This is a genomic window from Streptomyces flavotricini, from assembly GCF_020639365.1.
Taxonomy (GTDB): Bacteria; Actinomycetota; Actinomycetes; order Streptomycetales; family Streptomycetaceae; genus Streptomyces; species Streptomyces flavotricini.
Genome location: NZ_JAINUL010000001.1, coordinates 6,098,007 through 6,113,649, shown reverse-complemented (window position 1 = coordinate 6,113,649; position 15,643 = coordinate 6,098,007). Strand labels below are relative to the sequence as shown.

Genomic DNA, 15,643 nt, shown 5'->3' with positions numbered 1-15,643 from the left:
CCCGGCCGGGCCCGGAGCCGGCCCGCCGGGGGCGGTCGGGGCGGGGGTCGGGGGCTGCGCGGCGCCGTGCCCGCCCGTCGGGACGGGGCCCGGCCGCGCGGGTTCGGCCGCCGGTTCGGGGGGTGGGGCGAGGAGTTGCGCGTGGAGGGCGCGCAGGGCCGGTCCCGGGGTCGTGCCCAGCCGGGCGGCCAGGTCCCGCCGGACGGCTTCGTAGGCGGCCAGGGCCTCCGCCGGGCGGCCCGTGTCGCGCAGGGCCCGGATCCGCAGCACCTGGAACGGCTCGTCCAGCGGGCGCTCCCCGCACAGGACGGTCAGCTCGGGGAGGGCCCGCTCGGCCTCGCCCAGCGCCAGGGCCGCCGCGAGCCGGCCCCGGCGGGCGTCCAGACGCAGGGCGTCCCAGCGGGCGGACTCGGCCGCCGCGTCCGGCAGGTCGGCCAGTGCCGGGCCGCGCCACAGCGCCAGCGCCTCCTCGTACAGCGCCGCCGCCTCGGCCGGGTCCCGGGCCGTCGCGCCGGCCCGGGCGAGCCGCTCGAAGCGGTACAGGTCGATGTCGTCGCCCGCCGCGGCGAGCAGGTAGCCGCCCTCCACCGAGCGCACCGCCCCGTGCCCCAGCGCCCTGCGCAGCCGGCCCACCAGCGCCTGGAGCGCCGCCGGCGCGTCCGCCGGCCGGTCTCCGTCCCACACCTGCTGCACCAGCAGGTGCACCGGCACGGCCCTCCCCGGGCGCAGAGCGAGCGCGGTGAGCAGCGCCCTCAGGCGCGCTCCGCCGACGGCGACGGGGCTCCCGTCGTCGCGGCTGGCCTGGGCAATGCCGAGAATCGCGTAACGCACCGGCCCATTGTCGCTGGCCCGGGCCCCGGCCCCGTACTCCTTTTGGCCCCGTGCCCGGGGTAGGTTTCGCCGCATGGGTCATCAGGGCGGCCGCGGTGAGCGGCAGATCAGTTCCGTATTCCTCGGCATCTTCGCCGTCATGGCGGTCACCGGCTGGGCCGTGTGGACGGGGTACTCGACGAGCACCGGGCTCGCCGTGTTCCTCTTCGTCACCTCGGCCTGGATCGTCTCCCTCTGCCTGCACGAGTACGCGCACGCCCGCACCGCCCTGCACAGCGGCGACCTCTCGGTCGGGGCCAAGGGCTACCTGACGCTGAACCCGCTGAAGTACACGCACGCGCTGCTGAGCATCGTCCTCCCCGTGATCTTCGTGATCATGGGCGGCCTCGGCCTCCCGGGCGGCGCGGTCTACATCGAGCGGGACCGGATCCAGGGCCGCTGGAAGCACAGCCTCATCTCCGCGGCGGGCCCGCTGACCAACGTGGCCTTCGCCGTCGTCTGCACGGCGCCGTTCTGGCTGAACGCCCTCGACGGGGTCCCGATGGCGTTCCGCTTCGCGCTCGCCTTCCTCGCGCTGCTCCAGGTCTCGGCGGCGATCTTGAACTTCCTGCCGGTTCCGGGCCTGGACGGCTACGGGATCATCGAGCCCTGGCTCTCGTACCGGATCCGCCGCGAGGTCGCGCCGCTGGCGCCGTTCGGGCTGATCGCCGTCTTCGCTCTGCTGTGGATCCCGGAGGTCAACGGGTACTTCTTCGACGTGGTGCGCAACCTGCTGTCCACGCTGGGCGTGTCCGATCTGGAGACCTTCTGCGGCCGTGACCTCTACCGCTTCTGGCAGGACACGAACGGCTTCTGCGCGGCCCCGCAGGGCTGAGCCCGCCCCCGACCGGAACCTGCGCCGTCTCTAGGACGTGCGCGGGGAGCCGGCGGCGGCCTTCTCGGCCTTCGCCTTGCGCAGGTAGAACCAGGCCATGTTCGACGTGAGGCCGGCCAGCAGCACCCAGATGATCCCCAGGAAACTGCCCTCCACGAAGGCGACCACGGCCGCGGCCACGGACAGGACGCAGACGACGATGGCGAACACGGCAAGGCGGGGCATGGGGAACAGCTCCTCGGCGACACGGAACGGGGTAGAGCCCCACCAGTGTCCCCCATGCCCCGTGGTGCTCCCGTAAAGGCGTCCCTCGCGCCCCGCATTCCGCTTCCGCCCTCTTCCGGCGTTTTCCGATCTTCCGCGCGGCGCGCCGCTACGGTCGCCGGGTACGGAAGAGCGACAGTCCGGCCTGCACGGTCCGCCACGGCCGGAGCCGGGCGACTGGGGGGATGGACATGCAGGAGATCTCAAAGGGCGCCAATGTCAGCCTGACGGCCCTCAGCGAGGACGCCGGGGCCGTGGTGGTGAGCCTGAGCTGGAGCAGTGCGTCGGGGGCCGGCGACGCCGACGTCTCGGTGCTCCTCGTGGACGCGAACGGCAAGGTCCGCAGCGAGGACGACTTCTACTTCTACAACAACCCGGCCGCCGCCGACGGAAGCGTGCAGCTGCTGGGGAAGACGCCGACCGGGAACGGGGACGAGGACCGGATCGGGGTGGACCTGACCGCCGTGCCCGAGGGGGTCGAGCGGATCGTGGTGGCGGCCAGCCAGTACGGTGGCGCCCGGTTCGGCGACCTCGACGACCTGCGGATGACGGTCGCGGACCGGTCCGGGGAACCGCTGGTCGGGTTCTCCATCCACGACGCGGGCGTGGAGACCGCGTTCATCTTCGGTGAGCTGTACCGGCGCGGCGAGGAGTGGAAGTTCCGCGCGGTCGGGCAGGGCTACGAGACCGGACTGGCCGGGCTGGCCACCGATTTCGGCATCGCCGTGAACGAGGAGGCGGAGGAGGCCGGGGAGCCTGGTGCGGCGGGGGACGGCGCCGACACCGATGCCTCCGCCGTCGTAGCCATGGACAAGGCGCCCGACGCGGAGCCCGAGCCGGTCGCCCCGGCTCCGATTCCGGCCTCGGCCCCGGCTCCGGCTCCGATTCCGGCCTCGGCACCGGCACCGGCACCGGCACCGGCCGAGCCCGTCGCCGTGCCCGCCCAGACCCGCGGCCGGGGCCCCCGTACGACCACGACCAAGAAGAAGGTCACCCTTCCCAGGGCGGCCAAGAGCTCGCTCGCCGAGAACGACTCCTGGCGCCCGGCCCGGCTGTTCCCCGTGCCGACGCTGAAGAGCGACAAGGAGCGGGAGGTGCGCGCCACCTCCGTGCTGCTGTCCGTGATGGCGCAGGTCCCGGAGTTCGGCCGCCGCCTCACCGCCGCCTTCGGCGCCCCCGCCGGACGGATGCAGACCTTCACCGAGGTGTCCCTCCCCCACGGCGACACCCCGCGCCGCCCGGACGGCGTGATCCGGGTCGAACGCGCCGGGAAGCTCTGGACGGCCCTGCTGGAGACGAAGACGAACGGCAACCCGCTCAAGCCGGAGCAGGTGCAGGAGTACATGGACATCGCCGCCCGCCGCGGCTACGAGGCCGTGATCACGCTCTCCAACGACGTGGCCCTCGAAGGCGCGCCCATGGTGGACGTCAAGATCGACGGACGGCGCAAGCACAAGGTCAGCCTCTGGCACCTGTCCTGGGCCGAGGTGGCCCACCAGGCCCAGATGCTGATCCACCACGAGGGCGTGGGCAACGCCGCGCACGCCTGGCTGCTCCAGGAGCTGCTGGAATACCTGCGGCACGACCAGTCGGGCTGCCACGGGTTCCAGAACATGGGCGCCGCCTGGGTGCCCGTGCGCAAGGGGATCGAGGACGAGACCCTCGCCTCCGACGACCCGCGTGCCGTCGAGGTCGTCGAGAGCTGGGAGCGGCTGATCCGCCAGGTCTGCCTGCGCCTGGGCGGGGAGCTCGGGCAGAAGGCGCTCCCGGTGCAGCGCGTCCGGCGCGGCAGCGACCAGCGGGCGCGCCGTGCGGCCGCGGCCGAGAGGCTGTGCCTGGACGGGCGGCTCACCGCGGAGCTGCGCATCGACGGGACGAGCAGTGTCATCGCGGTCACCGCCGATCTGCGCACGGGCAAGGTCCGCACCTGCGTGGACGTGCCGGCGCCGGAGGGCTCGTACCCGCTGACCACGGTGAAGCGGCTGGTCCGGCTGCTGGCCGAGGCCCCGGCGGACCTGCACGTGGAGACCCTCGTCGAGGCCGGGAACGGACCGCGCGGCACGCTGGAGCGGCTGCGCCCCGAGCCGGGTGATCTGCTGCCCAAGGGCGGGGCGGCCCCCACCGGGTTCCGTTTGTCGCTGATCAAGGGCATGGGCAGCACCCGCGGCAATGCGGAGTCCGGCTTCATCCGCAGCGTCGACGAGGCCGTGTCCCGCTTCCACCAGGGGGTCGTGGCGCATCTGGGCCCGGTCGAGGCGCGCGCCGGCCGCCGGGGCTGACGCGGCCCCCGGCGCCCTGCCCCCTGCGCCCGGCCTCCGCCGGGCGCAGGGGGGGCGGGATCAGACGTCCGTGACGCGCAGGCCCGTGTGGGCCTTGTAGCGGCGGTTGGTGGAGATGAGGTTGGCCACCAGGGACTCGACCTGGTGGGCGTTGCGCAGGCGGCCCGCGAAGACGCCGCGCATGCCCGGGATGCGGGCGGCCAGGGCCTGGACGATGTCGGTGTCGGCGCGTACTTCGCCGAGGACCATCACGTCGGTGTCGATCTCCTCGACCGACTCGTCCTGGAGCAGGACCGCCGAGAGGTGGTGGAAGGCCGCCGTCACGCGGGAGTCGGGGAGCAGGGCGGCGGCCTGCTGGGCCGCACTGCCCTCTTCGACGCGCAGCGCGTACGCGCCCTGCTTGTCGAAGCCCAGCGGGTTGACGCAGTCGATCACGAGCTTGCCCACGAGGTCCTCGCGCAGGGCTTCGAGGGTCTTGGCGTGGCCCTCCCACGGCACCGCGATGATCACGATGTCGCTGCGGCGCGCGCACTCGGCGTTGTCCGCGCCCTCCACCCCGAGGCCCAGTTCGTCGGCGGCGCTCTGCGCGCGGTCGGCGGCGCGGGAGCCGATGATCACCTTCTGGCCGGCCCGGGCGAGCCGGTAGGCCAGGCCCCGGCCCTGGTCGCCGGTGCCGCCGAGGACGCCGACGACGAGGCCGGAGACGTCCGGCAGGTCCCACGGGTCCTTGGCCGGCGCCTTCGCCGCTGCCGGGGCGGGCGGATTCTGCGTGCTGTCTGTGGAGGTCATGGGGGCGAGGGTAATGCCGTGATCCCGAGAGGCGAACGGACATGCGCCACCACCATCGGGCGAAGCGGGGCGAAGTCCACCCGCGGGTCCCTTTCCTGCGGCAGGATGCCGGCATGGACGCCGTCAGGGTCGCGCTGCTGCGCGAGGTGCTCGCCGGTACGCAGTGGCCCGGCGACGCGCGCCGCTTCGCCGGATCGCTGCGGCACTCGGTCGTGCCGGCCAGCGGGAACCTGCTGCTGGTGGGGACCGAGCGGTACGAGCCCTGGCATCTGGCGGCGCACCTGGTGGACGAGGCCGCCTGGTCCGGGCTGCCGGAGCTGGCGCCCACCCTCGTACGGCACCGGGTGCGGCCCGGGCAGCCGCCGCACCTGTCGGTGGGGCTGGGCAGGCTGGAGGCGGCCCGGCGCGGGCACACGCTGCTGGTGGTGGCCCCGGACCGGCCCGGGGCGGGGCTGCTGGAGCGGGTGCACGACGCCCGGCGCGCGGGGGCGACCGTACTGTCGCTGCACGGCGGGGATCCTGATCTCGGCGCGCTCGCGCACGACGCCCTGTCCGTACGGGAGGGCGCCGGCGAACCGGACCTGGACACGGTGCAGCACCTGGTCGGCGCGGCGGCCGGGGAGAACGGCCTGCCGGTGCGGCGCGGGCCGCGGCGGCTGCGGGACCGGCTGGCGCGGCTGGCCGACCAGCTGACCGCACCGCCGCCCAGCCGCTGGTAGCCCGCGGGGCACGGAGCCCGAAGCCCTGCGCCCCCGCGCCCTCACATTCCTACGGCGCGCTCGTGCCCTCGCCCTCTTCGCGGGACTTGTCGTTCCACTTGGGGTCGTTCTGCCATTCGAGGTTGCGCTCCTGCGCCGTCTCCATGGCGTGGTTCGCCTCCTCGGGCGTGGCGTAGGGACCGAACCGGTCCTTCGCCGGGCACTCCGGGCCTTCCTCGACCTTGTGGTGGACCAGGCAGTAGTACCACTCGCCGGGTTTGCCCACCTGACGCTTCTTGAACAGGGCCATCGTCTTCGGGCTCCTCTCGATACCACTCTCTGCCGCCATGCTGCCCCATCCCCGCTGGATACACTCGCTTGCATGTCTGGCCAGTCGCTGCTCGTACCAGGCGAGCTCTCTCCCGCCCGTTCCGTCCCCGGAAACATCCGCCGGCCCGAGTACGTGGGCAAGCCCGCGCCCACTCCGTACACCGGACCGGAGGTGCAGTCCGCCGCGACCATCGAGGCCATGCGCATCGCCGGCCGGATCGCCGCCCAGGCGATGGAAGAGGCCGCCAAGCTGATCGCCCCGGGGGTGACCACCGACGAGCTGGACCGGGTCGCGCACGAGTACATGTGCGACCACGGCGCCTACCCGTCGACGCTGGGCTACCGGGGCTTCCCGAAGTCCCTGTGCTCCTCGGTGAACGAGGTCATCTGCCACGGCATCCCCGACTCCACCGTCCTGCGCGACGGCGACATCGTGAACCTCGACGTGACCGCGTTCATCGGCGGCGTGCACGGCGACAACAACGCCACGTACCTGTGCGGGGAGGTGGACGAGGAGTCGCGGCTGCTGGTGGAGCGCACCCGCGAGGCCCTGAACCGCGCCGTCAAGGCCGTCAAGCCGGGCCGCCAGATCAACGTGATCGGCCGGGTCATCGAGTCGTACGCGAAGCGCTTCGGCTACGGCGTGGTCCGGGACTTCACCGGGCACGGCATCAATTCGTCCTTCCACTCCGGCCTGATCATCCCGCACTACGACAGCCCGCACGCCACGACCGTCATCGAGCCCGGGATGACCTTCACGATCGAGCCGATGCTGACCCTGGGCACGCACGAGTACGACATGTGGGCGGACGGCTGGACGGTCGTCACGAAGGACCGCAAGCGCACCGCGCAGTTCGAGCACACACTGGTCGTGACGGACACGGGCGCCGAGATCCTCACCCTTCCGTAGCGGCCCACCGGGAAAAGCTCCTCCCAAAAGTTCTCCGGAGGAGTTTTACCGACAAGGCGTCGGGAAGACATTGACTTAGGTAACCCTAAGCGCGAGGATCGGGCGTGGCGGCGGTGCCGTCACGCCCACCGGGCCCGTTATTCCTCGTCCCGTCTTCGGAGGATTGTCTTGGACGCCTTCTCTACGGTCATCCGTGTCGCGTCGCACGAGCAGCACACCGAGGCGGAGACCTCGACCTTCATGAGCGACCTGCTCGGCGGCCGGCTCGGGGTGGACGCCTACACGCGCTACACCGAGCAGCTGTGGTTCGTGTACCGGGCCCTGGAGGACGCGGCCGAGTCCCTGAAGGACGACCCGGTGGCGGGACCGTTCATACAGCCCGAGCTGATGCGCGTGGCGGAGATCGAGCGCGACCTGGCGCACCTGCGCGGCCCGTCCTGGCGCGAGACGCTGGTCGCGCTGCCGGCGACCGAGTCCTACGCGGACCGTGTGGCCGAGTGCGCGGCCACCTGGCCCGGCGGGTACGTCGCCCACCACTACACCCGCTACCTGGGCGACCTCTCGGGCGGCCAGATCATCCGCGACAAGGCGGAGCGGACCTGGGGCTTCACCCGCAAGGGCGACGGCGTGCGGTTCTACGTCTTCGCCGGCATCTCCAACCCCGCGGCCTTCAAGCGAACCTACCGCGAGCTGCTGGACGCGATCGCCGCGGACGACCTGGAAAAGCAGCGCATCATCGACGAGTGCAAGCGCGCCTTCGACTTCAACGGCGCGGTCTTCCGGGAGCTGGGCGCGGAGTTCCCGCTGAGCGCCTGACCCGCCCTCGACGCGTCCGCGGACGGCACGTCACCCCCGGCGCCGCTCGGTGCCGGGGGTGACGTCGCCGTTCCGCCGTCAGTCACCGTGGATCAGCCAGAGGGCCAGGCCGAGGAACATGAGCACGGTCTCGACGGCCTTGGCGCAGAAGAGGGCGAGTCCGGCGCCGATGCTGCCCGCCACGATGCGGTTCGTACGCTGCGCCGGGGTCCGGGGCCGCCGCCAGGCGAGGGCCGTCAGACCCAGCGGGAGCAGGTACGGGAGCAAGAACCAGAGCGGGCAGCGCGGCAGGGACGAGGACGCGTAGCCGAGGCCTGCGGCCACCAGCGTCAGCGCCGTGAAGAGCGCCGGGACCAGCAGCCACGGCTGCGTCTCGCCGGGGTGCGGGTGCACGTGCGTCTGCGGCTGTTGCGGCTGCTGCTGCTGCTGCCAGCCTGCGCTCGATGGCGTGTTCATGCGGCCATGGAACCGCGGCGGCCCATCGTGCCCCCAGCGCGGAGGTACTCAATCGGGCCTGGGTACCTACTCGGTTCGCGCCCGTTCGGTGCGCGCGTGCTCGGTGCGCGGCGGCGGGAGCTTCGCGAAGCGGACGCGGCCGCCGATCTCGACGGTGCCGTCCGGTCCGGGCGCGGTGAGGATCTGGGAGCCCGCGCCCTGGGTGATGTTCAGGGCCCGGTTCAGCTCGGCGGTCAGCAGGATCGCGGCCGATCCGGTGGCCTCGTCCTCGGCGATGACCCCGTCGGGGCGGCGAGGGAAGCCGCGGGCCCGGATGCGGCCCGCCGTCTCGTCCTCCCAGGCCCAGGCGTACAGCCAGCCCTCGCCGGGCGGTGGCGCGGGCAGCGCGTCGACCTCGGCCGGGCTGGCGTACTGCTCGGTGCGCTTGCCCTCGACCCACTCGGGGAGGGCCGTGATCCAGGTGAACTCCCCGTCGTCACGGGCCCATACGGAGCCGGCCGGCGGCTGGAGCTCCTCGATGTCCAGCAGCCAGGCGACCCCGACCAGCGGATGGCCGGCGAAGGACATCCGCGTGCCGGGGGTGCGGATGTCGACGACCCCGCGCTCGGGGTCGTCGACGAACACCGTCTCGCTGTAGCCGAGTTCGGCGGCCAGCGCCTGCCGCGACGCGTCGTCGGGGCAGGTCCGGCCGTCGCGGACGACGCCGAGCAGGTTGCCGTGCCGTCCGTCGCCCGCGCAGAAGACCTTGAGCACATCGAGATCGTTCACGCGGGAAATTGAAACACGGTTCAGATCTGCGCCGCGCGCCGCCTGCGGGCGAGGAAGACGGCTCCGGCACCGGCCGCGACGACCGCGCCGGAGGTGGCGAGCAGGGCTCCGGCCGGGACTTCGGCGCCGGTGCTGGCGAGGTTGCCGCCGACGCTGCCGCCACCGCCCACGGTGCCGCCCGTGCCACCCGCCCCGCCGGTGGTGGACGTGGGCGTGGTGGTGGGCGCCGTGGTGGGGATCACCACGTCCTTGTCGACGGAGACCGAGAGCGTGACGGGGTCGGTCGGCTTGCCCTCGGCGTAGTCCGCGCTCGGGGCGCCGATGGCGGCCGCGCCCTCGGCCGTGAAAGCGGCCGGGACGGCGTTCAGCGTGAGCAGGCCGCCCGAGGCGGTACTCGGCCTTCGACAGGTCGAGCGTGGCGAACGGGACGTTCACCTTGGTGGCGGTGGGCGACTTCACGTCCAGGACCAGGGTGCCCTTCTTGCCCTCGGCGTTGACCCGCACGTCGGCGAAGGTCATGTCGACGCCGTGGTCGGCGCGCTGGAAGCGCAGGTTGCCCGCGAAGGCGGCACTCAGCTTCTGCTTCTTGACGTCGAGCTCGCCCTTGCCGAGGGAGAAGGCGAAGGTGTCGCCGCTCGCGACGGCCCCGTCCGCCGGGGTGACCGTTCACGGCAGGCGCGGCATCCCCGCCCGGCCGGCCCCCGGCGCCGCCTTCGCCGAGGCGGTCGGCCTGCGCGTCCGGCTCGGCGAGCGCGAGGTGCTGGCCGGGGTCGACCTGAGCGCCCGGGCCGGCGAGGTGCTGGCCCTGGTCGGCCCGAACGGAGCCGGCAAGTCCACGCTGCTGGCCGCTCTGTCGGCCGATCTGCCCGCCGCCGAGGGGCTCGTACGGATCGACGGGCGGCCGGAGGGCGACTGGGCGGCGCCGGAGCTGGCCCTGCGCCGGTCCGTACTCCCCCAGTCGACGCAGATGTCCTTCCCTTTCCCGGTCGCGGACGTCGTGCGGATGGGCCGTGCCCCCTGGGCCGGCACCCCGCTCGCCGACTCCGACGTGGAGGCGGTGGCCGCCGCGATGGCCGCCACGGAGGTGGCCGGCTTCGCCGCCCGCCCCTTCTCGGCGCTCTCCGGCGGTGAACGGGCCCGGGTCGCGCTGGCGCGCGTACTGGCCCAGCGGGCCCCGCTGCTGCTGCTCGACGAACCCACCGCGGCCCTGGACCTGCGCCACCAGGAACTGGTGCTGCGGATCTGCCGGGAGCGGGCCGCGGCCGGGGACGCGGTCGTCGTCGTCCTGCACGACCTCGGCCTGGCCGCCGCGTACGCCGACCGGGCCGCCGTACTGCACGAGGGGCGGATCGCGGTGGACGGGCCGCCGGCCGAGGTGTTCGGGGGCGGGCTGCTGAGCCTGGTCCACCGCCAGCCGGTGGAAGTGCTGCCCCATCCGCGCACCGGGGTTCCGCTTGCAGTCCCCGTACGGGACGGCGAGCGTTCCTCGGTGCGGGCCGACGGCCGTTCCGCCATGCGGAACGGCCACGCCGGCTTGACCTCCGCTTGACCCTCCCATGGGTCGGAGCTGGAAGTCCCGTGACGGCCCCGTGTCCGGCGGCCCGGCGTGTGCGCTGAATCACTGGACGCGCGAGCACGAGTCAGGTAAGCCTCGGTTAAGTTAGGTCCGCCTCACCGACCACCCCCTCGGGGGGGGCAGCCCTCTGCCGAACGCCAGACAGCCAGGAGCCCGCATGCGTCCCGCCCGCCTCACCGTCCTCACCGCGGTCGCCGCCGTGGCCGCGCTCACGGCCGTCACCGGCTGCGCCGAGAAGAGCGCCGGCGGCGACGGCACGATCAAGGTCGCGGCTTCCGACACCGCCTGCGAGCTGTCCAAGACCGAGTTCCCGGCCGGCAAGGTCTCCATCGAGGTAGAGAACAAGGGCTCCAAGGTCACCGAGCTGTACGTCCTCTTCCCGGACGACCGGATCGTCGCCGAGCGGGAGAACATCGGCCCCGGCACCAAGGCGACCATCACCGCCGAGATCAAGGCCGGCGACTACGAGTTCGCCTGCAAGCCCGGCATGAAGGGCGACGGCATCCGCCAGAAGGTCAAGGCCACCGGCGGCGCCGCCGCGAAGCGCAGCCCCGAGCTGGACGCCGCGGTCGCCGAGTACCGCAAGTACGTGCAGGCACAGGCCGACGAGACCCTCCCCAAGGCGCAGGCCTTCGCGGACGCGGTCAAGGCCGGTGACCTGGAGGCCGCCAAGAAGGCGTACGCCGCGTCCCGCATCGGCTGGGAGCGCACCGAGCCGGTCGCCGAGTCCTTCGGCGACATCGACCCGAAGGTCGACGTCCGCGAGGACGGCCTGGAGGCCGGCCAGGACCCGGCCAAGGACTGGACCGGCTGGCACCGCCTGGAGAAGGCGCTCTTCGCCGACAAGAAGATCGGCGACGACGAGAAGAAGCTCGCCGACCAGCTGATGACCGACCTCACCGACTGGCAGAAGAAGGTCGGCCAGGCGGAGATCACCCCCACCTCGATGGCCAACGGCGCCAAGGAGCTGCTGGACGAGGTCGCCAGCGGCAAGGTCACCGGTGAGGAAGAGCGCTACAGCCACACCGACCTGGTCGACTTCAAGGCCAACGTCGAGGGCGCCCAGAAGGCGTACGAGCTGCTGAAGCCGGTCGCCGCCAAGAACGACCCGGCCCTCTCCGCCGAGCTGGACAAGCAGTTCGCCGCGATGAACACGCTGCTCGACAAGTACCGCGCCGACAAGAACGGCTACGACTTCACGGCCTACGACACGGTCGGCCAGGACCAGCGCAAGGAGCTCTCGGACGCTGTCAGCGCCCTCGGCGAGCCGCTGTCCAAGCTCGCCGCGACCGTCGCCAAGTAACGCGTGATCAGGGGTACGGACCATGTCTGACGACATCAGCACCACCGGCTCGGGCACCGAGGCCGCCGGGCCGGCCGAATCCGCCGCGGCCACCGCGGGCGGGCCGTCGCGCCGGTCCGTACTCGGCTGGGGCGGTGCCGGGCTCGCGCTCGGCGCCGCCGCGGCGGGCGGCACCGTCGCCGCGCTGACCGGCGACGGCGATCCCGTCCCGGCCGCGCTCAGCGGCTCCTCGGTGCCCTTCCACGGCACCCACCAGGCGGGCATCGCCTCCGCCGTCCAGGACCGGCTGCACTTCGCCGCGTTCGACGTCAAGACGAAGGACCGCGCCGAGCTCGTCCAGCTCCTGAAGGACTGGACGCGGGCGGCCGAGCGGATGACCGCCGGGCTGCCCGTCGGCGAGGGCGCCGTCGGCGGCCTCCCCGAGGCCCCGCCGGACGACACCGGCGAGGCCCTCGGCCTCAAGCCGTCCCGGCTGACGCTGACCGTCGGCTTCGGCGCCTCGCTCTTCGCCAAGGACCGGTTCGGCCTGGAGGGCAGGCGCCCCGAGGCCCTGGTCGACCTGGAACAGTTCCCCGGCGACAACCTCGACCCCGCCAAGAGCGGCGGCGACCTGTGCGTGCAGGCCTGCGCGGACGACCCGCAGGTCGCGGTGCACGCGATCCGCCAGCTCGCCCGCATCGGCTTCGGCAAGGTCGCGGTGCGCTGGTCGCAGCTCGGCTTCGGAAAGACCTCGTCCACCACCCCGGACGAGCAGACCCCGCGCAACATGATGGGCTTCAAGGACGGCACCCGGAACATCGCCGGCACCGACGCGGCCGCCCTCGACAAGTTCGTCTGGGTCGGGGACGAGGCCAAGGACGGCTCGGCGTGGATGGCCGGCGGCTCGTACCTGGTCGCCCGCCGGATCCGCATGCACATCGAGACCTGGGACCGTACGCCGCTCCAGGAGCAGGAGGACATCTTCGGCCGGGACAAGGGCGAGGGCGCGCCGGTCGGCAAGTCGAAGGAGCGCGACGAGCCGTTCCTGAAGGCGATGAAGCCCGGGGCGCACGTGCGTCTCGCGCACCCGGACACCAACAGCGGTGCCACGATCCTGCGCCGCGGCTACTCCTTCACCGACGGATCGGACGGGCTGGGCCGCCTCGACGCGGGCCTGTTCTTCCTCGCCTACCAGCGCGACGTCCGCAAGGGCTTCATCCCGATCCAGCGCAACCTCTCCAAGAACGACGGGCTCAACGAGTACATCCAGCACGTGAGCTCGGCCCTCTTCGCCATCCCGCCGGGCGTCCGCGACAAGGACGACTGGTGGGGCCGGGCGCTGTTCGCGTAGTTCCGCGGACTCGAAAGGAACCGACGTGTTCAGCAACTATCTGATCGGCCTGCGCGAGGGGCTGGAGGCCAGCCTGGTCGTCTGCATCCTCATCGCGTACCTGGTGAAGACCGGGAACAAGGACAAGCTGGGTCCGCTGTGGCTCGGCGTCGGCCTCGCGGCCGCGCTCAGCCTGGCCTTCGGCGCGGGGCTCGAGTTCGGCACCTCGGAGCTGACCTTCCAGGCGCAGGAGGCGATCGGCGGCAGCCTGTCGATCGTCTCGGTGGGCCTGGTGACGTGGATGGTCTTCTGGATGAAGCGCACGGCGCGGCACATGAAGGCCGAGCTGCAGGACAAGCTCGACGCGGCCCTCGCGATGGGTACGGGCGCCCTGGTGACCACGGCGTTCCTGGCCGTCGGCCGGGAGGGCCTGGAGACCTCGCTGTTCGTGTGGCGGTCGGTGCACGCGGCCGGCGACGGCGCGGGTCCGCTGGTGGGCGTGCTGCTCGGCATCGGATCGTCGATCCTGCTGGGCTGGCTGTTCTACCGCGGCGCGCTGAAGATCAACCTGTCCAAGTTCTTCACGTGGACCGGCGGCATGCTGGTCGTGGTCGCCGCGGGCGTGCTCGCGTACGGGGTGCACGACCTCCAGGAGGCCGAGTTCCTGCCGGGCCTGATGCACAAGGCCTTCGACATCACCACGGCCGTCCCCCCGGACAGCTGGTACGGGACCCTGCTGAAGGGCACGTTCAACTTCCAGCCGGACCCGACCTGGCTCCAGGTCGGCGTGTGGGTGGCCTACCTGGTCCCGACGCTGCTGCTGTTCTTCGGGGTGTTCGCCCGTACGAAGGCGCCGGCGCCGACCGCGCCCGCGCGGACCGGGAGCGGCTCGTAGGGCTGCGGCTCGCACGGCATGCGGAAGGGGCCCGGACCATCTCGATCCGGGCCCCTTCCGCGCGTCCGGGTCCGGGTCACCACAGCCGGTCGACGAGCCCCGGGTACAGGGCGATCCGCGCACCCGCGAACGCGGCGGCCCCGGTGTCCGCTCCGGGGAAGTCGGCCAGGACCTCCTTGGCGAATCCGGGCGCGTCCGTGGCCAGCGGCTGCCCGGGCGTCCCGCCGACCAGTACGGTCCCGGGCAGCCGGGTGAAGCCGGCCGCCTCGTAGAAGGGGACGAGCGGCCGGTCGCAGCTGAACAGGACGAGGTCCACGGCCGGATCGGCGGCCAGGGCCGTACGGGCCGCCGCCACCAGCCGCCCGCCGTACCCGCGCCCCCGCGCGGTGTCCCGGGTCACGACGGCGCTCAGCCCCGCTGCCCGGTACGTCCGCCCGCCGTGCCGGACCGGCTTGAACAGCAGCGCGAGGGAGGCGGCCACCGCGCCCTCCTCGTCCACGAGCACCATCACCCGCGGGGCCAGCGCCGGATCGTGCCCGGGCGTGGCGCCGGGCCAGGCCTGTGCCTCCAGATCGGCGACCTGCGCCGCGAGGTCCGGCGGCAGCTCGGCTTCCGCGTACGTCCGCACCCTCATCCGATGCGGACCGCGCTGCCGCCCACCCGGATCCGGGCATCGCCCGGGCGCAGTTCCACCGTCAGGACTCCCGGGCGTCCCATGTCCCGGCCCTGGTGGAGCGTGAGCACGGCGGCCGCCGGAACGAGGCCGAGCTCGCGCGCGTACGCGCCGAAGGCGGCCGCGGCGGCCCCGGTCGCGGGGTCCTCGACGACGCCGCCGACCGGGAAGGGGTCCCGTACGTCGAACAGCGCCGGGCCCGTACGGTGCACCAGCTGGACCGTGGTCAGGTCCAGGCGCCGCATCAGCGCCTCCAGCCGGGGGAAGTCGTACGCGAGGTCCGCGAGCCGTGCCCGGGTGGCGGCGCCGAGCACCAGGTGGCGGGCTCCGGCGTAGGCGATCCGGGGCGGGATTTCCGGGTCCAGATCGGCCTCCGGCCAGTCCAGCGCGGCCAGTGCCTCGGCGAGGTCGGCCGGGGCGACGTCCTCGACGTACGGCTCGACGCTGGTCAGTACGGCCCGCAGGCCCCCGTCCGCCACGGTGACGGAGACGGGCACGGTACCGGCCGGGGTGGCGAACACCAGCTCGCCCGGACCGATCCGCTCCGCCAGCGCCACGGCGGTGGCCACGGTGGCGTGACCGCAGAAGGACACCTCGGCCTTGGGGCTGAAGTACCGCACGGTGAAGGACCGGCCCTCCGGAGCGCCGAGGCCCTCGGGCGGGGCGGTCAGGAAGGCCGTCTCGCTGTAGCCCAGAGCGGCGGCGATCCGGAGCATGCCGGCCTCGTCCAGTCCGCTGGCGTCGAGAACGACCCCGGCGGGGTTGCCCCCGGCCGGGTCGTCAGAGAAGGCGGTGTAACGCAGCACCTCAGTCATGATCGTCCCAACTCCCGGCCCCACGCCCGCATTCCCGACCGGCCCCTACCGGTCCCC

Annotated in this window: 18 protein-coding genes and 1 pseudogene; 9 read left to right on the top strand and 10 right to left on the bottom strand. The window is 73.1% G+C overall.

Annotation, left to right across the window (positions count from 1 at the left end):
• On the bottom strand, positions 1–906 hold a 906-nt coding region (locus tag K7B10_RS27890), incomplete at its 3' end, for an AfsR/SARP family transcriptional regulator (protein ID WP_229340170.1).
• On the opposite strand from K7B10_RS27890, the gene K7B10_RS27885 reads away from it, so the two are divergent.
• The gene (locus tag K7B10_RS27885) at positions 905–1,705 is read left to right on the top strand and encodes a site-2 protease family protein (RefSeq protein ID WP_229340168.1); all 801 of its coding nucleotides are present in this window, start codon (positions 905–907) and stop codon (positions 1,703–1,705) included. The two genes, K7B10_RS27890 and K7B10_RS27885, sit on opposite strands and share 2 nt — an antisense overlap.
• Positions 1,706–1,735: 30 nt before the next feature.
• On the opposite strand, the gene K7B10_RS27880 is transcribed toward K7B10_RS27885, so the two are convergent.
• Positions 1,736–1,930, bottom strand: coding sequence for a hypothetical protein (locus K7B10_RS27880; protein ID WP_229340166.1), 195 nt, complete (start codon positions 1,928–1,930; stop codon positions 1,736–1,738).
• 230 nt (positions 1,931–2,160) lie between these two features.
• Between K7B10_RS27880 and K7B10_RS27875 the strand changes: the two genes are divergently transcribed.
• Positions 2,161–4,248: a TerD family protein gene (locus K7B10_RS27875; protein WP_229340164.1), complete on the top strand. Its 2,088-nt coding sequence runs from the start codon at positions 2,161–2,163 to the stop codon at positions 4,246–4,248.
• A 60-nt stretch (positions 4,249–4,308) separates the two neighbouring features.
• On the opposite strand, the gene npdG is transcribed toward K7B10_RS27875, so the two are convergent.
• Positions 4,309–5,037, bottom strand: a complete 729-nt coding sequence (gene npdG / locus K7B10_RS27870) for an NADPH-dependent F420 reductase (protein ID WP_229340162.1) — start codon at positions 5,035–5,037, stop codon at positions 4,309–4,311.
• 113 nt (positions 5,038–5,150) lie between these two features.
• Between npdG and K7B10_RS27865 the strand changes: the two genes are divergently transcribed.
• Positions 5,151–5,756 carry a hypothetical protein gene (locus K7B10_RS27865; RefSeq protein ID WP_229340160.1) on the top strand — a complete coding sequence of 202 codons (606 nt, stop codon included), beginning with the start codon at positions 5,151–5,153 and terminating at the stop codon, positions 5,754–5,756.
• Positions 5,757–5,805: 49 nt separating this feature from the next.
• On the opposite strand, the gene K7B10_RS27860 is transcribed toward K7B10_RS27865, so the two are convergent.
• Positions 5,806–6,045 (bottom strand): hypothetical protein, encoded by a 240-nt coding sequence (locus K7B10_RS27860; protein WP_229345459.1) that lies wholly within the window; start codon positions 6,043–6,045, stop codon positions 5,806–5,808.
• Positions 6,046–6,117: 72 nt separating this feature from the next.
• Here K7B10_RS27860 and map point away from each other — a divergent pair, with 72 nt between their 5' ends.
• Complete coding sequence (gene map, locus K7B10_RS27855; RefSeq protein ID WP_030156294.1) at positions 6,118–6,975, top strand: type I methionyl aminopeptidase; 858 nt, start codon at positions 6,118–6,120, stop codon at positions 6,973–6,975.
• Positions 6,976–7,143: 168 nt separating this feature from the next.
• Entirely contained in the window at positions 7,144–7,791 is a 648-nt protein-coding gene (locus K7B10_RS27850) for a biliverdin-producing heme oxygenase (RefSeq protein WP_229340158.1), read from the top strand.
• A gap of 78 nt (positions 7,792–7,869) precedes the next feature.
• On the opposite strand, the gene K7B10_RS27845 is transcribed toward K7B10_RS27850, so the two are convergent.
• From K7B10_RS27845 to K7B10_RS41670, 4 genes and pseudogenes are all read right to left on the bottom strand, one after another.
• On the bottom strand, positions 7,870–8,247 hold the full coding sequence (locus K7B10_RS27845; RefSeq protein WP_229340157.1) for a hypothetical protein: 378 nt from the start codon (positions 8,245–8,247) through the stop codon (positions 7,870–7,872).
• A gap of 66 nt (positions 8,248–8,313) precedes the next feature.
• Positions 8,314–9,015 (bottom strand): PhzF family phenazine biosynthesis protein, encoded by a 702-nt coding sequence (locus K7B10_RS27840; protein ID WP_229340155.1) that lies wholly within the window; start codon positions 9,013–9,015, stop codon positions 8,314–8,316.
• Positions 9,016–9,035: 20 nt separating this feature from the next.
• A complete protein-coding gene (locus tag K7B10_RS27835; protein WP_229340154.1) occupies positions 9,036–9,257 on the bottom strand; it encodes a hypothetical protein in 222 nt (73 codons plus the stop codon).
• A gap of 208 nt (positions 9,258–9,465) precedes the next feature.
• Positions 9,466–9,618, bottom strand: a pseudogene (locus K7B10_RS41670) (HtaA domain-containing protein); the annotation flags it as partial.
• A gap of 55 nt (positions 9,619–9,673) precedes the next feature.
• On the opposite strand from K7B10_RS41670, the gene K7B10_RS27830 reads away from it, so the two are divergent.
• The 4 genes from K7B10_RS27830 (at position 9,674) to efeU (ending at position 14,098) form a co-directional block, all read left to right on the top strand.
• Complete coding sequence (locus K7B10_RS27830) at positions 9,674–10,564, top strand: heme ABC transporter ATP-binding protein (RefSeq protein ID WP_229345457.1); 891 nt, start codon at positions 9,674–9,676, stop codon at positions 10,562–10,564.
• A 184-nt stretch (positions 10,565–10,748) separates the two neighbouring features.
• The gene (gene efeO, locus K7B10_RS27825; protein ID WP_229340152.1) at positions 10,749–11,894 is read left to right on the top strand and encodes an iron uptake system protein EfeO; all 1,146 of its coding nucleotides are present in this window, start codon (positions 10,749–10,751) and stop codon (positions 11,892–11,894) included.
• Positions 11,895–11,916: 22 nt separating this feature from the next.
• Positions 11,917–13,224: an iron uptake transporter deferrochelatase/peroxidase subunit gene (gene efeB / locus K7B10_RS27820; RefSeq protein WP_229340150.1), complete on the top strand. Its 1,308-nt coding sequence runs from the start codon at positions 11,917–11,919 to the stop codon at positions 13,222–13,224.
• 25 nt (positions 13,225–13,249) lie between these two features.
• The gene (gene efeU, locus K7B10_RS27815) at positions 13,250–14,098 is read left to right on the top strand and encodes an iron uptake transporter permease EfeU (protein WP_229340148.1); all 849 of its coding nucleotides are present in this window, start codon (positions 13,250–13,252) and stop codon (positions 14,096–14,098) included.
• A gap of 76 nt (positions 14,099–14,174) precedes the next feature.
• On the opposite strand, the gene K7B10_RS27810 is transcribed toward efeU, so the two are convergent.
• Together K7B10_RS27810 and K7B10_RS27805 are read right to left on the bottom strand one after the other, a co-directional pair.
• Positions 14,175–14,732, bottom strand: a complete 558-nt coding sequence (locus K7B10_RS27810; protein WP_229340146.1) for a GNAT family N-acetyltransferase — start codon at positions 14,730–14,732, stop codon at positions 14,175–14,177.
• Positions 14,729–15,586, bottom strand: coding sequence for a PhzF family phenazine biosynthesis protein (locus K7B10_RS27805; RefSeq protein WP_229340144.1), 858 nt, complete (start codon positions 15,584–15,586; stop codon positions 14,729–14,731). The genes K7B10_RS27810 and K7B10_RS27805 overlap by 4 nt, the downstream gene beginning before the upstream one ends.
• Between the last annotated feature and the right edge of the window lie 57 nt (positions 15,587–15,643).

Excerpts from the sequence above, each read along its gene's own strand:
- K7B10_RS27810 (WP_229340146.1), bottom strand. The coding sequence starts at position 14,732 with ATGAGGGTGCGGACGTACGCGGAAGCCGAGCTGCCGCCGGACCTCGCG.
- K7B10_RS27885 (WP_229340168.1), top strand. The coding sequence starts at position 905 with ATGGGTCATCAGGGCGGCCGCGGTGAGCGGCAGATCAGTTCCGTATTC.
- K7B10_RS27880 (WP_229340166.1), bottom strand. The coding sequence starts at position 1,930 with ATGCCCCGCCTTGCCGTGTTCGCCATCGTCGTCTGCGTCCTGTCCGTG.
- K7B10_RS27805 (WP_229340144.1), bottom strand. The coding sequence starts at position 15,586 with ATGACTGAGGTGCTGCGTTACACCGCCTTCTCTGACGACCCGGCCGGG.
- K7B10_RS27875 (WP_229340164.1), top strand. The coding sequence starts at position 2,161 with ATGCAGGAGATCTCAAAGGGCGCCAATGTCAGCCTGACGGCCCTCAGC.
- efeO (WP_229340152.1), top strand. The coding sequence starts at position 10,749 with ATGCGTCCCGCCCGCCTCACCGTCCTCACCGCGGTCGCCGCCGTGGCC.
- efeB (WP_229340150.1), top strand. The coding sequence starts at position 11,917 with ATGTCTGACGACATCAGCACCACCGGCTCGGGCACCGAGGCCGCCGGG.
- K7B10_RS27845 (WP_229340157.1), bottom strand. The coding sequence starts at position 8,247 with ATGAACACGCCATCGAGCGCAGGCTGGCAGCAGCAGCAGCAGCCGCAA.
- K7B10_RS27865 (WP_229340160.1), top strand. The coding sequence starts at position 5,151 with ATGGACGCCGTCAGGGTCGCGCTGCTGCGCGAGGTGCTCGCCGGTACG.
- map (WP_030156294.1), top strand. The coding sequence starts at position 6,118 with ATGTCTGGCCAGTCGCTGCTCGTACCAGGCGAGCTCTCTCCCGCCCGT.
- npdG (WP_229340162.1), bottom strand. The coding sequence starts at position 5,037 with ATGACCTCCACAGACAGCACGCAGAATCCGCCCGCCCCGGCAGCGGCG.
- K7B10_RS27860 (WP_229345459.1), bottom strand. The coding sequence starts at position 6,045 with ATGGCCCTGTTCAAGAAGCGTCAGGTGGGCAAACCCGGCGAGTGGTAC.